Genomic DNA, 14426 nt, shown 5'->3' with positions numbered 1-14426 from the left:
TCTCGACCAGCTGCGAGTGGGTACGTGCAGGACAGGCGCTCGGGAAACCCGAGCGCTCACCGGTAGTGCGGGCGTAAATCGTGGCGCTCCCCTGATTGAGTCCATCCCCCTCCGCCCCCGCCGCCGCGGGGGAACCTCGCTGCGCTCGTCATCTGACTTGTCTATGTTCGTTGCTTGGAGTGGGAGCTAAAGGATTCTATGGCCCGGTTCCGGATCAAGGCCCTCGCCAATACCGGTGAGGTGGCACGGCATGAGGTGGAAGCCGCCACCGAGGACGAAGCACGCCATGTGATCGTGGCGGCGGGTGGCCGCGTGCTCACGCTCGATGCCGTGGGTAGCGGCATGCCGACCGGATTTCGCGCCAGCCCATTCAATCTGACCGTGTTCAACCAGCAGCTGCATTCGCTGCTGGAGGCAGGCCAGCCGATTGTGGACACGATCGAGATTCTGGGCCGGAACGATAGAGCAGGGCGGCATCAGTCGGTGTACGCGAGCTTGCTGACCAGCCTGCAGCAGGGCAAACAGCTCTCGGAAGCCATGGCCAATCTGCCCTCGGTGTTTCCGCCGCTGTATGTGGCGATGGTACGAGCCAGTGAGACCACCGGTACGGTGCGCGCCGCAATCCGCCGCTTCATGCACTACCAGAAGCAGATCGACGAGATTCGCGGCAAGCTGATCTCGGCGGCGATCTACCCGGCGATTCTGATTGGCGTGGGCTTTCTGGTGGTGGCATTCCTGATGCTTTACGTGGTGCCGCGCTTCAGTGCGGTGTTCGACGATGTGAGCGCCCGCAACAACCAAGTCGCCGGCCTCGTGCAGCTCTGGGGCACCTTTGTGCGCGAACACGGCGTGTTTGCCTGGTCGACCTTCTTCCTGATCGTGGCCGGCATCGTCACCTTGCTGGTTCATCCTGTGCCGCGTGCCTGGGTGTCGCGACGATTGCTGAACATGCCTTGGGTGGGCGAGCGCCTATGGATCCTGCAACTGGCGCGGCTGTATCGCACGCTGAGCATGCTACTCAAGAGCGGGGTGAGCGTGCTGTCCGCCATGCGCATGACGGAGGCGTCGTTGTCGCCAGCGATGCGGGGTGATCTGCAAGCCGCCGCGATTCAGGTATCGCAGGGCATGCCGCTGTCGATGGTCTTCCCCGAGCACCGCCTGAGTACCGAGGTCGCCCAGCGTTTGCTGCTGGCGGGAGAGTCCTCCGGCAACCTCGACGACATGATGGAACGCATTGCCGACTTCTACGACCAGGAGGTCGCCACCTGGATTGATGTCGCGGGTCGCTTGATTGAACCCGTTTTGATGGTTGTCATCGGGCTCATCATCGGCGGCATCGTGATGATGCTGTACACGCCGATCTTTGATCTGGCCAACGCCATCTAGTGAACAGCACGGCCCGTCACGCAACACCCGATACCCACCACCGAACAACAACGCCTACGCCCCCGAACACGACGCGAAACACTGTGCTGACGCTTCCCCAACTTCACGCCGCCACCTTGGCCGCGACCCCGGTACATGACTGGCTTGACGTCCTCGTCGAGCGCACTGGTCATCTGCGGGCTGAACTGCTGAACCAAGCCGGCCAGCTGACCGGCTACCCGGTGCTGAGCGGCGCCGACGATTGGGCCATCACGCCCGACTTCAGTCACGCGTCCTATGCCGACATGGTCCAGCACACGGTGCTGGTGGGTATGGATGCCCAAGGCCAACCGGTCGCGCTGACGGCGCAGCCACTCGATAGTGAGCTGGGTACCTGGTTGGCCGAGCTGGGCCAAACGCTCGCTGAGGTTTACCTGGTTGATCCGCGTGCACTCAGACAGGAGCTGGAGCGGCATGAGGCCAGCTTCAGCGCCGTCGCTGAAGCCGTGGGGGTGGAAGAAGTCATTGAGCTGGCCCGTGATGGTACGGGTGACCTGACGCTGACCGCGATTCAGGGTGAGGCCAGCCCGGCTGTGCGGCTGGTCAATTCCACCGTGTTCGATGCGCTGCGCTACGAAGCCAGCGATATCCACCTGGAGTCGGTCCCGCAAGGCTTGGTGATCAAGTTCCGGATTGATGGCGTGCTCAACCGCATTGCCATGGTCAACAACCCCTTGCTGGCCGAGCAGACGATTGCGCGGATCAAGGTATTGGCAGAACTCGATATCGCCGAGAAGCGCGTGCCACAGGATGGCCGCTTCCGCGTGGCGTCTAAAGGGCGAGATATTGATATCCGCGTCTCGATCATGCCCAGCATCCATGGCGAAGATGCGGTACTGCGGATTCTGGACAAACAGGCGCTCATTGATCAGTTGCAACGTCTGACGCTGGATTCACTGGGGTTCGATAGCGAGACAATCCGGCTACTGCGCCGATTGGCGTCCGAGCCTTACGGCATGTTGCTGGTGACCGGCCCGACGGGGAGTGGCAAGACGACCACGCTGTACGCGGCACTCACTGAGATCAACAACGGCGAAGACAAGGTCATCACGATTGAAGACCCGGTCGAGTACCAGCTCCCCGGCGTGCTCCAGATCCCCGTGAATGAAAAAAAGGGCCTCACCTTCTCGGTAGGCCTGCGCTCCATCCTCCGCCACGATCCCGACAAAATCCTCGTCGGCGAAATCCGCGACCCCGATACCGCGCAGATCGCCGTGCAGTCTGCGCTCACGGGTCACTTGGTGTTCACCTCGGTCCACGCCAACAACACCTTCGATGTGATTGGCCGCTTCATGCACATGGGAGTGGACCCGTACAACTTCGTGTCCTCGCTGACCGGTGTGGTGGCACAGCGTCTGGTTCGCCAGAACTGCCCACAATGCACGGTGGATGTGACGCCCGATGCCGAACTGCTCACCGAGTCGGGCATCACTGATCCGCAGACCTATCGATTCCGGGCAGGGCAGGGGTGTAGTCACTGCCGGGGTACGGGCTACAAAGGCCGGCGTGCGGTGGCGGAGGTGCTACGCCTCACCGACGAGATTCGAGAAATGATCGTGAACCGTGCCTCGATTCGGGCGCTGAAAGAGCAGGCACGCAAGGAAGGCACCCGCTTCCTGCGTGATATCGCGCTGGAGCTGGTGCGTAATGGCCAGACGACCCTGCAGGAGGTAAACCGTGTCACGTTTGTGGCCTGAGTCCCTGTCAGTCGGGTTGTTCGAGTCGCATGGCTGGCTGGCGCGTGGCAAGCAGGTCATCGCGCTGCCGAACCCATCAAGCCCCGCAACCCCTGCAACGACATCGCAAAGCACCGCACCAGACTTAACTGCGCTGGCTTCCGTGCTGGATGAGCAGGTCGCCAACGGCGGTTTGCGTAAAGGCCGTGTCTCAGTGCTGGTGAGCGATGCGACAGCACGCATCATCACCTTGCCTTGGCAACCTGATCTGACCAAGCCTGCAGAGTGGCAAACCTATGCGCAGGCGCGGTTTGAGGCAGCAGGGATCGCATTGGACGGCTACCTGATGCATGCCGAGTTCGCCGCACCGGAGCGTTTGGGATTGGCGTATGCCTTGCCTGCGACCTGGCTGGCCCAACTGAATGAGCTGATCACCGCCAAGGGGCTGAAGCTCTCGGAGGTGCTGCCGGTATCGGCGGCAGCTTACTACCGTCATCGCACGGTGCGACAGAGCAAGCAGACCGTCGTGTTACTGGAACAAGCCGATCGGCTGTGCGCCTTGGTGGTGGATCGACGTGGGCTGATCAAGCGTGAAGCGGAACCCGTCACCGGTAATGCGGAGCAAGCACTCCGCCGCTTGCTGACGCGGCTTGCTGCCACCTCCTCGGAGATCACCCATGTGCAGTACTGGTCGACCAAGCCGGCTGAGCAGCTCAAGCTGCCGGAGGCCATCAAGGTCACCCTGGGTGAGGTAACGGCCTCGGTACTCACCCAAACGGTGTGGAGCTAAGCGATGCAAGAACTCGAACGCTTGCTGCGACCCCGTCGTCCGGTACCGGTGTACCTAATCGGCGCTATCGTGCTGCTGATGGGGGTGAGCATCTGGCTCGCCACCCGCCTTTATGACAATCACCAAGCTGTGCTCGCACTGGAAATCCAAGTCCAAGCGCATCGCGCCAAGCAGTTAAAGCCCACTGTGACCAAACCCAGTAACGCCAGTCTGGCCACGCAGCAGCAGTGGCAGGCCTTGGCGGCTGAGCGCGGCTTTGCGTGGCAAACCGTGTTTGGGGCGATTGAAGGGGCGGCCAAGGCGGATGTGGAGTTGCTGGAGTTCGTGCCGGATAAACGCAACGGCAAGATCGTGTTGCGGGGTGAGGCGCGGGATCGTAAGGCGCTGCTGGACTACGTTGCGTTGCTCGCGGCACAACAGGGCCTGGTGCAGGCCTATCTGGTGCGGGAGCAGGTGGTGATGCGCGAGCGCTTGGAGACGGTGGAGTTTGAAGTAAGGGCGACTGTACGGACTGAGTAACAGTGCGAAAGCATTGCGAATTTCGTTCGAGGTTTCACCCATATGGGTGAAGCCAAGACTCATGCAGGGTTGCTAGATTCCTAAGCTGGTAAGGGCGTTAAAGCTGCTCTGCTGTGCAGCCCATTCAACTATGACGTAGTCGTAAATCAAGAATAATTGAGGTGAGGAACAGTGAACTCTGTATTCGATGATTCTTCCGGATAGATAGGTGGCGACTTTGTCCGAAGCACAGACTCTTGCCATGCGTCCGCATGGTCTGCCCAAAGCAACAGAAGTACAAGAGAGGGGGTAGCTATGGTTTTGGAACGAATGGAGCGCATTTTGATCTTGGCGAAGACGTATCCTTCGCCTAGTGCCCAGTATGTCGAGACGTCTTGCGTGGCTGGCATTAGCCAAGATGGCTCGATGCGTCGCCTGTACCCAGTTCCTTTTCGAATGATCGAGGAGGGTCAGCAGTTCAAGAAGTGGCAGTGGATTGATGTCCGAATCGAGAAGGCCAATAAGGATCACCGACCAGAGAGCCACAAACTCTACGTCGACACGATCGCCTGCGGGGATGTGCTCGACACAAAGAAGGGGTGGGCGAGTCGATGGGAGTGGCTGGATAAGATTCAGGCGTTCGACGGCTTTGATGCCATCGAATCATGTCGGCTCAGCGATGGATTGTCGATTGCATTGCTGCGACCAAAGAGGCTGATTGCTCTCGAAATTAACAAGGCCAGAAACCAGGATTGGACGGAGGAAGAAAAGGAGAAGCTAATGCGCGAGCAGATGCAGGGTAATCTCTTCTCCGAGGCGGAGGCAACGCGACAGGTAAGGGATTTGCGCAAGGTGCCGTTCGACTTCTACTACCGGTATGTGTGCGACACGCCGGAGGGTGAGAAGGAGCACAAGCACAAGATCGTCGACTGGGAGGCTGGAGCGCTGTACTGGAATTGCCGCCGCAGCCACGGTGTCGATTGGGAGGTGCCATTCCGCGCCAAGCTGGAGGAACAGCTAGGAGGAAAGGACTTGATGTTTCTGATGGGCAACCAGCACCGATTCCAAGACCAGTGGCTGATCATCAGTCTGATTTACCCGCCTAAGCGAAAGCCAGTCGAGGTAAGGCAGGTCTCGCTGTTCTAGCGCCTGTAGCTTTGATGTGCTCGACGTCCGCACCTCTGTACGCGCGCACGGCATTGGCAACCATAGAGCGGTGGCAGAGGTTGAAGTCGGCCTCGTAGCACAGCAGTGCGCAGCTCGACGATTCCGACAGCTCTGAAAGTTCGGCGATGGCAGACTCTTGAGTCTTGAGGTGCTTCAGAAAGCCTTCCGTGTAGTGCTTCCAGTTGCCGTTTTCACGGTAGCGGTCGCGCACCAGCTTTGGGCAGCCCAAGTCGACCATATGGACATACTCAAGGCCGGAAAGATTTAGAATGCTGGACAGCGCCTTCTTCGAAAACCCGGGCTTGCGTGACAGAGGCAACTCGCGGATATCAACAACGGTTTCGATGTTGTGCTCCACGAGCAGCGACACGAACGAGTCGATGTCTAATCCTTCGTAGCCTATGGTGTAAATGGTCATTCTTGCATCCCTTCAAGGCGAATATTTTACTGGAGGATGGTGTACTGGCGCTTTATTTGTTTTGTGCCGAACTTCCTCCCCGATTCTGAACGGCAACCGAGTTATCTAGGTTGCCGTTCAGAATTTCGGTTTGTTGGTCGGCATTTCGACTACTCGCTGGAATAACTGGAGTAACGTGGTCAGCCCATGCCTGCATCATTGGACGACGCTGCTCAAGCAAGTCAGTGCGGTGATACGCGGCTTCCACCTTGTTCTGCACCACATGCGCCAGCGCGCGCTCAGCCAAGTCTCGTGCATAGCCTTGTTCACTACACCAGTCACGGAACGAGGACCGGAAGCCGTGAGCTGTGGCGACTCTGCCGGGTACATCGCTTTTAGCCTCCATGCGCCGCAAGTAGCTAGTGAGTACCATGTCTGATAGCTCGATCCCTTTACGCGGCGAGGGGAACACCAAATCGTCGGCAGACAACGATTTGAACTGTGATTCGAACGCATGCTGATGTGCCAGTATTGCCTTCGCCTGCGAGCTCAGCGGTACGCGATGACTCAGCTTGGCTTTCATCCGTGTGGCGGGGATCGTCCAGATGCCTTCCTCAAGGTTCACCTCGCCCCAAGTCACGCCGCGCGCTTCGCCAGAACGGCAAGCTGTCAGGATGACAAAAGCGAGTATGGCCTTGGTAACTGAGCGGTCAGCATCAAGTGTGAGATTCGATTTGTAAAAGTCAGGAATATCCCGCCAAGGCATTGCTGGTTGATGCTGTGTGCGGACCGACTTGCCGGGTTGCTGCGCCAACAAGTGGTCTACGACATCAACTGGGTTGGCTTGGCTGTGTCCATGTGCCCAACCCCAAGCCATCACAGCATGAATGCGTTGCTTGAGCCGACTCGCAGTTTCCGCTTTCTCAATCCAGATGGGCCGCAGGACGTCGGCGATATGCGATGGCTGAATCTGGTCCAGCGCCAGGTTCCCTAGCGTTTTGAATGCATAGGTATTCAGTGTGTTGATCCACTGTTGACCATGCTTGGCGTTCTTCCAACCGGGCAACAACTCTCGATGCAGGGTCTCCGCAGCAACCTTAAAGGTGGGCTTCTTGGGTGCATTGCTAACCTTGGCGCGCTCCTCCAGCGGATCAAGGCCACGACTAACTTGGTCCTGCATTTGCTGACCCTGGCGAGTGGCCTCGGCAATGCTGACCTCAGGGTATGTGCCCAATCCGGCATTTCTGCGCTTTCCAGTGACGGGGCTGACAAAGCGCAGAACCCATTTCCCACGCCCCTTGGTGGGGGCGGGATGGAGCGCAAGTCCAGTGACGCCGCCATGCGCGATGGGTTTGTCCTCCGGCTTGATGCTTCTTGCTTTGGTGTCAGTAAGAGTGGCCATGGAATAGGCATGAATCGAGTGGTTCAGTATGCCATCCAGTATGCCATTTGCTCTTAACTGATGCTGTGGAACATTGCTGTACTTTGTACGGAAAACCAACTTATGTTGTTGATAGTTAAGGATAAATAATTTAAGTTTGTTGAACTTTAAAGTGTCTTTAAGCTGTCACCGCTTCCGCCAGGATCCCCAACAAAAAAGCCCTGAATCGATTCAGGGCTTTTTTTGTTTTTGGCGTGGCTGCGAGCTGTCAGCGCTGCGCGAAGTGGACGCTGATCTCGCCAATGTCACCAAACTGCACCCGCAAGGACGCCGTGGCGCATACCGTGGGCGCACCCGCATAAGACCCGGTGATGACGGCCTGGCCCGCCTTGAGGCCGATACCGGCGCTGCGCAAATGCTCCGCCAGCCAGTAAAGCGGCGCACGTGGCAACCCGGCGGGGTGCTGGCCTGCAAAGGCCTGTGCGGCATGACCGCTTTGCAGGGTAACGGCGACCTGCTCCAGTGATTGACCGATGCGGTTGTCGATCTTCGGGCCCAGCAGCAAACCCTGGTTGACGAGCCCATCGGCCAGCTTATCGAGGTAATCCACGATGGCGGTATCGTCGTAGCGGTTGTCGATCAGCTCCAGCGCCAGATGTGTGCTGGCGATGGCGGCATCCACATCCGTCGCGGTGTAGGGCGCATTGCGTGGTGGCAGATCGGCGCCCAGCACGAAAGCGAGCTCAGGTTCGATACGCAGGCTGCCCTTACGCGCCCAGACGGGGCAGGGCGATTGGCGGTGTATGGTGCGGGTGTAGATGGGCGCGATGATCAGCTTGTCGGCCGCCGGCATGCCGCATTTGTAGCCGCCGATGGTGTCACCCAGTACATCGGCCACCGCACGCTGGATCGCCAGTGCGTCGGCGATGTCGGTGGGGCGGCAATGGTCGGGTAGCAGCGGGCCTTGCTCACCTGTCTGGTGGCGCGCCGTCAGCAATTGGGCGGCTTCGAGTACGGCGGCAGGCGACAGGGGCATGCGGGGCTTTCAGCGCAGGAATTTGTTGGTGATGGGGTAGCGCCAGTCGCGGCCGAAACCGCGTGGTGTGATGCGCGCGCCGACTGCCGCCTGGCGGCGCTTGTATTCGTTGATCTTGAGCAGCTTCACCACGCGCAGCACGTCTTTTTCATCGAAGCCGGCGCGGATGATGTCGGCCATCGATTCATTGCGCTCGACGTAGCGTTCCATGATCGCATCGAGAACATCGTAGGGCGGCAAGCTGTCCTGGTCGACCTGATCCTCGCGCAGCTCGGCCGAGGGCGGGCGCGTGATGATGCGCTCGGGAATCACATCTGACACCGTATTGCGGTAGTGCGAGAGCCGGTAGACCAAGGTTTTGGCAATGTCCTTGAGCACCGCATAACCGCCGGCCATATCGCCATAGAGCGTGGCGTAACCGGTAGTCATCTCGGATTTGTTGCCCGTGGTCAGCACCAGTCGGCCGGTTTTGTTGGACAGCGCCATCAGGATCACGCCGCGGATGCGCGATTGCAGGTTCTCCTCAGTCGCATCCACCGGCAGGCCAGCAAACTGCGGGGCCAGCGTGGCGCTGAAGGCTTCGTACATCGGCTCGATGCTGAGTTCGTCGTATTGCACGCCCAGGCAGCGGATCATCTCGCGCGAATCGTCGAGGCTGATCTGTGCGGTGTAACGAGAGGGCATCATCACCGCGCGGACTTTGTCGGCGCCCAAGGCATCGACCGCAATCGCCAGCGTCAACGCCGAATCAATACCGCCCGAGAGACCGATGATCGCACCGGGAAAGCCGTTCTTGACGATGTAATCGCGCGTGGCCACAACCAGTGCCTTGTAAACGGCGGCTTCGGTATCGGGTTGCACGGCGATCTCGCCAGCTTGCAGATCGCCATCGAGGTAGTCGAGATAGGCGGTGGCGGTTTCAAACGCGGGCAGCTGGGCGACGAGTTCGCCGGCTTTGTTGAGTGCAAAGCTCGCGCCGTCGAATACCAGCTCATCCTGGCCGCCTACCCAGTTGCCATACACGATGGGCAAGCCGGTTTCTTCGACCCGCTGCCGCACGATCTGCTGGCGCACGCCTTCCTTGCCCACGTGATATGGCGAGGCATTGGGCACCAGGAGGATTTCCGCGCCCATGTCGGCGGCTTCGGATGCGGGCTCCACATGCCAGATGTCCTCACAAATCAGCACGCCTACCTGCACCTCGCTGCCATCGTGATTGCGCTGGGTGTACACGCAGGGCGTGACGCCGGGCGTGAAGTAGCGGCATTCGTCGAAGACTTCGTTATTGGGCAAGACCAGCTTCTGACCGCGGCCGAGGATGTGACCATCGCGCATTACGGTGATGGCGTTAAAGCGCTCGGCACCCAGCATCAGCGGGTGGCCGACGATCAGCGTCACGTCGTCGGCTACATCCAGCAGCCGGTCAAGCTGTTCGTTGCAGGCGGCGTAGAAGCTGGGGCGCAGCAGCAGGTCTTCGGGCGGGTAGCCGGTGATCGACAGCTCGGGCACGAGCAGGACATCGGCGCCGTTGGCGCGTGCATCGGTGATCAGCGCAATGATCTGATCGGTATTGCCGGCGAGATCGCCGACGGTGGCGTTGAACTGGGCGACCGCAATTTTCATGGTGGACTTCAGACTCGGGAATCAGTGCATTCTAGTCGCCACGCGGGGTGGCGGGCTTGCGGCTATTTACCTGCGTACAGCACAAACATGGCCGGGCGCTTGTGCAGCTCGGGCCGGGGTTCGTTTTTCCAGCGTGATAGTGGCTTGGAAGCGATCAGTTCGTCGGCCGTGGTGACGTCGCGCGCCACGGTAAGCATGGTTTGCGGGCGGCAGGTCTGGGCAATCGCGTCGATCAGCGCATCGTTGCGATAGGGCGTTTCGATGAAGAGCTGGGCTTCATCCAGCTTGGCGGAATCGCGCTCCAGTTCACGCAGCCGCTCGGTGCGCGGGCCGGCATCAACCGGCAGATAGCCATGAAAGCGGAAACGCTGGCCGCTGGCCCCTGCCGCCATCAAGGCCAGCAGAATCGACGATGGACCCACCAGCGGCACCACGCGGATGCCCTTGGCGTGAGCAAGCCGCACCAGGTCCGCGCCGGGGTCGGCAATGCCGGGGCAGCCGGCCTCGGACAGCACGCCTACATCGTGGCCGGCCAGTAGCGGGGCCAGCAAGGCGTTGACTTCGCGTGCCTCGGTGTGTTCGTTCAGCGTGGCCATCGTCAGGCTGGCGATGGTGCGCTCGGGGCCGTAGAGCTTGAGGAAGCGGCGTGCCGTTTTGGCATTCTCCACGACCCAATGGTCGATGCGATTGGCGATGGCGCGCACATCGGCAGGCAGCACGCTATCGAGCGAGCCTTCGCCCAGCGGCGCGGGAACAAGATAGAGCGTGCCAATACTCATAGCAGCGGGAAGCCTTCTTCACGCAGCAGTCGGCATAGCGCAATCAGTGGCAGGCCGATGATGGCGGCTGGGTCGCTGCCGCGCATGTCGGCAATCATGGCTACGCCCAAGCCTTCGGTCTTGGCGCTGCCGGCGCAGTCATAAGGCTGTTCGCGTTCTAGATAAGCACGGATCTCCGCATCGCTATAGTCGCGCATGGTGACTTCCCAAGGCACGATGGCCTCTCGGGTGTTGCCGGTGCGGGCGTTGTGCAGGGCCAGCGCGGTGTGGAAGACGATGGTCTGGCCACGCATGGCACTGAGCTGCGCAAACGCGCGCTCGAAATTACCGGGCTTGCCGAGTTGCTGGCCATTGAGCAGGGCGACCTGATCGGAGCCGATGATCAGTGCATCTGGATAACGCGCCGCTAGCGACTGAGCCTTGAGTCGAGCCAAGCGTGTGGCGGTGTCGGCAGCGCTCTCGCCGGCGAGCGGTGTTTCGTCGCAGTCAGGCGCGGCAACATCAAAGGGCACGCCAAGGCGGGCAAGTAGCTCGCGGCGATAGCGGGAGGTGGAACCGAGGATCAACTGGGTCATGGGCAGGAGGAAGTCTGTACAATCAGGCGTTTGCAACGCATTGAAAAGCCATAATCTCTTTGACGTTGCAGCGGCTTGGAGTATATCATCCGCCGTTTATGTCCGACCTTATCTTCGATAACGGTGAGTTTGCCCGCCAAGGCAAGTCGCGACGCGGTGAGTTACCGCTGAGCAAGCTTGAGCGTGTGCAGGCCGATGTGATCAGCGGTTCTGCGGTGCATTACGCGCTGGCAGGCAGCATGGATCACTACAAGCGGCCCGTGCTGGATCTGGCGCTGGGGGGTGAATTGCAGCTGCGCTGCCATCGCTGTCTCAAGCCGATGGATTTCGAGCTGGATGTGACGGCGCGTTTCACGCTGTTTGGTGATGAGGCCAAGCTCGAAACGGCCGAAGCCGAAGAGGATGAGCTGGAAGGGTTGATGTTTGATCGGGATTTCGATCTGCAGAACCTGATCGAGGACGAGATTTTGCTGTCGTTGCCTTATGTGGCCTTGCACGATGCCTGTGCCGCCGAAGCAGCGATGGATGTGGTGGAAGAAGCGCCATCACAAAGGCCGAACCCGTTTGCCGTGCTGGCGGAGCTCAAAGGCAAGTTGAAGCGCGGTGAGCAGTAAGTTTTTGACATTACGAGTTTGATTCAGGAGTAAGACCATGGCCGTTCAACAGAACAAAAAGTCCCCGTCGAAGCGCGGCATGCATCGCGCCCACGACTTTCTGACCGCACCTGCGCTGGCTGTTGAGCCGAGCACCGGTGAGGCTCACCTGCGTCACCACATCAGCCCGAACGGTTTCTACCGTGGCCGTCGCGTGGTCAAGGCCAAGGGCGAGTGATTGCTCCTTGTGCTTGGTAAGACCCGAAAGGCGCACTCCCGGAGTGCGCCTTTTTCTTTTCGAGCTAGCGCTTGGGGCGGTTTGCCGCCCTGCGGACGATAGAAGCTGATGGAAGAAATTACCGTTTCAATCGATGCCATGGGTGGCGATCACGGTGTCCACGTGACCGTACCCGCGGCGCTGCGCTTCATGAAAGCGCATCCGGATGTGAATGTGGTACTGGTGGGTGTGCAGGACGCCATCGAGGCTGAACTCAAGGCGCGCCATGCGCGCACCGGCCCGCGACTGCGTGTTCATGCGGCGACCGAGGTGGTGGCCATGGACGAGGCGCCACAATCCGCACTCAAGAACAAAAAAGACTCATCGATGCGGGTTGCCATCAACCTGGTCAAGTCGGGCGAGGCGCATGCCTGCGTGTCGGCCGGCAACACCGGCGCACTGATGGCCACCGCCCGTTTTGTGCTCAAAACCCTGCCGGGCATTGATCGTCCCGCCATCGCCAAGCTGCTCCCCAATATGCGCGGAGTGAGCTGCGTGCTGGATCTGGGTGCGAATATCGACTGCACGCCTGAGCAGCTGTATCAGTTTGCAGTAATGGGTTCCACGCTCTTCGGTGCGCTGAACCATAGTGAGCGCCCTAGTGTTGGCCTGCTCAATATCGGTTCCGAGGACATCAAGGGTAATGAGTCCGTGAAGGCGGCGGCCGAGCTGCTGCGCGCATCCAAGCTCAATTTTCACGGCAATGTCGAAGGCAACGATATCTACAAGGGCACGGTCGATGTGATCGTCTGCGATGGCTTTACCGGCAATGTGGCGCTGAAGGCATCGGAGGGTATTGCCAAGATGATGGCCCAGTTCCTCAAGGAGGAATTTTCCAAGAGCTGGTGGCGCAAGCTGATCGCCGTGGTGGCCATGCCTGTGCTGCTGAGCTTCCGCAAGCGCGTGGACCCACGCCGTTTCAACGGTGCCAGTCTGGTGGGGCTGCGCGGCATCGTGGTCAAGAGCCACGGCAGCGCCGACAGCTACGCGTTCTACTGCGCGCTGGAACAGGCGCTGGAAGAGGCACGTTCCGGCGTACTGCACAAGATTACTGACATCATGGCCGACCACGTCGTGCCGGCCGCCGTCTCGGTGGACTGATTCAATCTGGAAATGGACTGCCCCGGCCATGTTCCGGGGTGGCGTAACCCCGCGTAGCGCCATCAAACCTGATGGCGGATGGAGACCACAAGGTGCTGTATTCCCGCATTTCCGGCACCGGCAGTTATCTGCCGGTCACTGTGCTGACCAACGCTGAGCTCGCCGCGCGAGTCGAGACCACCGATGACTGGATAGTCAGCCGCACCGGCATTCGTGAGCGCCGTATTGCCGCGCCCGACGAGCTGACCAGCGATCTCGCGCTCAAGGCCAGTCAGGCGGCGCTCGATGCCGCTGGCCTCACGCCTGCCGATATCGATCTGATCATCGTGGCCACGACCACGCCCGATGTCGTCTTCCCCAGTACCGCCTGCATCTTGCAGAAAAAGCTTGGGGCGCATGGCTCGGCCGCGTTCGATGTGCAGGCGGTGTGTGCGGGTTTTGCCTACGCTCTTTCGACGGCCGATCACTTCATTCGTGGCGGTGGTGCCAAGCATGCGCTGGTGGTGGGGGCTGAAGTGTTCTCGCGCATCCTCAATTGGGAAGACCGCACGACCTGTGTGCTGTTTGGCGACGGCGCTGGCGCGGTCGTGCTGTCGGCCAGTGAGGAGCCCGGCATTCTGGCGACCAAGCTCAAGGCCGATGGCCGCTATTGCGACATCCTGACGACGGCGGGTTCGATCGCCAACGGCAAGATCACCGGTACGCCCTACTTGTTCATGGATGGTCAGGCGGTATTCAAGTTTGCCGTCAAGGCGCTGGCCGAACTGGCCGAAGAGACGCTGCGCGACGCGGGTCTCACCAAGGCGGACCTGAACTGGCTGGTGCCGCATCAGGCCAATATCCGCATCATCGAATCGACCGCCAAGCACTTGGGTCTGAGCATGGATCGCGTGGTGGTGACCGTGGATCGTCACGGCAATACCTCGGCGGCGTCGATTCCGCTGGCGCTGGATGAGGCGGCGCGTGCCGGCAAGTTCAAGAAGGGCGAGTTGCTGATGCTTGAAGGCATCGGTGGTGGCTTTGCCTGGGGCTCGGCGCTGCTGCGCTGGTAGCCTGCCAGGTTCAAACAAGCGCCCGCTTGCTGGAATTTGTCATCTTGCGTGGGTAG

The 14426-nt window shown here is 60.2% G+C and carries 15 protein-coding genes; 9 read left to right on the top strand and 6 right to left on the bottom strand.

The window, feature by feature from the left end; all coding sequences use genetic code 11:
• The first annotated feature begins 198 nt into the window (after positions 1-198).
• From O9X62_RS09750 to O9X62_RS09730, 5 genes are all read left to right on the top strand, one after another.
• A complete protein-coding gene (locus O9X62_RS09750) occupies positions 199-1386 on the top strand; it encodes a type II secretion system F family protein (protein WP_269532635.1) in 1188 nt (395 codons plus the stop codon).
• 83 nt (positions 1387-1469) lie between these two features.
• Positions 1470-3122 (top strand): GspE/PulE family protein, encoded by a 1653-nt coding sequence (locus tag O9X62_RS09745; RefSeq protein WP_269532633.1) that lies wholly within the window; start codon positions 1470-1472, stop codon positions 3120-3122.
• The gene (locus O9X62_RS09740) at positions 3103-3891 is read left to right on the top strand and encodes a hypothetical protein (RefSeq protein WP_269532632.1); all 789 of its coding nucleotides are present in this window, start codon (positions 3103-3105) and stop codon (positions 3889-3891) included. The genes O9X62_RS09745 and O9X62_RS09740 overlap by 20 nt, the downstream gene beginning before the upstream one ends.
• A 3-nt stretch (positions 3892-3894) precedes the next feature.
• Positions 3895-4410 carry a hypothetical protein gene (locus O9X62_RS09735; protein WP_269532631.1) on the top strand — a complete coding sequence of 172 codons (516 nt, stop codon included), beginning with the start codon at positions 3895-3897 and terminating at the stop codon, positions 4408-4410.
• A 405-nt stretch (positions 4411-4815) separates the two neighbouring features.
• A complete protein-coding gene (locus tag O9X62_RS09730) occupies positions 4816-5535 on the top strand; it encodes a hypothetical protein (protein WP_269532630.1) in 720 nt (239 codons plus the stop codon).
• On the opposite strand, the gene O9X62_RS09725 is transcribed toward O9X62_RS09730, so the two are convergent.
• The 6 genes from O9X62_RS09725 to O9X62_RS09700 all read right to left on the bottom strand — a co-directional run bounded on the left by O9X62_RS09725 (position 5492) and on the right by O9X62_RS09700 (position 11347).
• Entirely contained in the window at positions 5492-5974 is a 483-nt protein-coding gene (locus O9X62_RS09725; protein WP_269532629.1) for a DUF488 family protein, read from the bottom strand. The two genes, O9X62_RS09730 and O9X62_RS09725, sit on opposite strands and share 44 nt — an antisense overlap.
• Before the next feature lie 52 nt (positions 5975-6026).
• The gene (locus tag O9X62_RS09720) at positions 6027-7454 is read right to left on the bottom strand and encodes a site-specific integrase (RefSeq protein ID WP_269532628.1); all 1428 of its coding nucleotides are present in this window, start codon (positions 7452-7454) and stop codon (positions 6027-6029) included.
• Between the two features lie 148 nt (positions 7455-7602).
• Positions 7603-8370 carry a 2-keto-4-pentenoate hydratase gene (locus O9X62_RS09715; protein ID WP_269532627.1) on the bottom strand — a complete coding sequence of 256 codons (768 nt, stop codon included), beginning with the start codon at positions 8368-8370 and terminating at the stop codon, positions 7603-7605.
• A 9-nt stretch (positions 8371-8379) separates the two neighbouring features.
• Complete coding sequence (locus O9X62_RS09710; protein WP_269532626.1) at positions 8380-9993, bottom strand: NAD+ synthase; 1614 nt, start codon at positions 9991-9993, stop codon at positions 8380-8382.
• Between the two features lie 62 nt (positions 9994-10055).
• Entirely contained in the window at positions 10056-10772 is a 717-nt protein-coding gene (locus O9X62_RS09705; protein ID WP_269532625.1) for an SAM-dependent methyltransferase, read from the bottom strand.
• A complete protein-coding gene (locus O9X62_RS09700; RefSeq protein WP_269532624.1) occupies positions 10769-11347 on the bottom strand; it encodes a nucleoside triphosphate pyrophosphatase in 579 nt (192 codons plus the stop codon). The genes O9X62_RS09705 and O9X62_RS09700 overlap by 4 nt, the downstream gene beginning before the upstream one ends.
• 98 nt (positions 11348-11445) lie before the next feature.
• Between O9X62_RS09700 and O9X62_RS09695 the strand changes: the two genes are divergently transcribed.
• The 4 genes from O9X62_RS09695 (at position 11446) to O9X62_RS09680 (ending at position 14370) form a co-directional block, all read left to right on the top strand.
• A complete protein-coding gene (locus O9X62_RS09695) occupies positions 11446-11961 on the top strand; it encodes a DUF177 domain-containing protein (protein ID WP_269532623.1) in 516 nt (171 codons plus the stop codon).
• 37 nt (positions 11962-11998) lie between these two features.
• Positions 11999-12178 carry a 50S ribosomal protein L32 gene (gene rpmF / locus O9X62_RS09690; protein WP_099405109.1) on the top strand — a complete coding sequence of 60 codons (180 nt, stop codon included), beginning with the start codon at positions 11999-12001 and terminating at the stop codon, positions 12176-12178.
• Positions 12179-12286: 108 nt separating this feature from the next.
• Positions 12287-13318 carry a phosphate acyltransferase PlsX gene (gene plsX / locus O9X62_RS09685; RefSeq protein ID WP_269532621.1) on the top strand — a complete coding sequence of 344 codons (1032 nt, stop codon included), beginning with the start codon at positions 12287-12289 and terminating at the stop codon, positions 13316-13318.
• A 92-nt stretch (positions 13319-13410) separates the two neighbouring features.
• The gene (locus tag O9X62_RS09680; RefSeq protein WP_308446459.1) at positions 13411-14370 is read left to right on the top strand and encodes a beta-ketoacyl-ACP synthase III; all 960 of its coding nucleotides are present in this window, start codon (positions 13411-13413) and stop codon (positions 14368-14370) included.
• Positions 14371-14426: the final 56 nt, after the last annotated feature.

It is taken from the genome of Chitinimonas sp. BJYL2 (assembly GCF_027257935.1).
Lineage (GTDB): Bacteria > Pseudomonadota > Gammaproteobacteria > Burkholderiales > Chitinimonadaceae > Chitinimonas.
This window is presented reverse-complemented; position numbering and strand designations above follow the sequence as displayed.

What these genes read in the sequence shown, in the direction of transcription:
- O9X62_RS09750 (WP_269532635.1), top strand. Translation starts at nt 199, where the DNA reads ATGGCCCGGTTCCGGATCAAGGCCCTCGCCAATACCGGTGAGGTGGCA.
- O9X62_RS09735 (WP_269532631.1), top strand. Translation starts at nt 3,895, where the DNA reads ATGCAAGAACTCGAACGCTTGCTGCGACCCCGTCGTCCGGTACCGGTG.
- O9X62_RS09730 (WP_269532630.1), top strand. Translation starts at nt 4,816, where the DNA reads ATGCGTCGCCTGTACCCAGTTCCTTTTCGAATGATCGAGGAGGGTCAG.
- O9X62_RS09725 (WP_269532629.1), bottom strand. Translation starts at nt 5,974, where the DNA reads ATGACCATTTACACCATAGGCTACGAAGGATTAGACATCGACTCGTTC.
- O9X62_RS09715 (WP_269532627.1), bottom strand. Translation starts at nt 8,370, where the DNA reads ATGCCCCTGTCGCCTGCCGCCGTACTCGAAGCCGCCCAATTGCTGACG.
- O9X62_RS09710 (WP_269532626.1), bottom strand. Translation starts at nt 9,993, where the DNA reads ATGAAAATTGCGGTCGCCCAGTTCAACGCCACCGTCGGCGATCTCGCC.
- O9X62_RS09705 (WP_269532625.1), bottom strand. Translation starts at nt 10,772, where the DNA reads ATGAGTATTGGCACGCTCTATCTTGTTCCCGCGCCGCTGGGCGAAGGC.
- O9X62_RS09700 (WP_269532624.1), bottom strand. Translation starts at nt 11,347, where the DNA reads ATGACCCAGTTGATCCTCGGTTCCACCTCCCGCTATCGCCGCGAGCTA.
- O9X62_RS09695 (WP_269532623.1), top strand. Translation starts at nt 11,446, where the DNA reads ATGTCCGACCTTATCTTCGATAACGGTGAGTTTGCCCGCCAAGGCAAG.
- rpmF (WP_099405109.1), top strand. Translation starts at nt 11,999, where the DNA reads ATGGCCGTTCAACAGAACAAAAAGTCCCCGTCGAAGCGCGGCATGCAT.
- plsX (WP_269532621.1), top strand. Translation starts at nt 12,287, where the DNA reads ATGGAAGAAATTACCGTTTCAATCGATGCCATGGGTGGCGATCACGGT.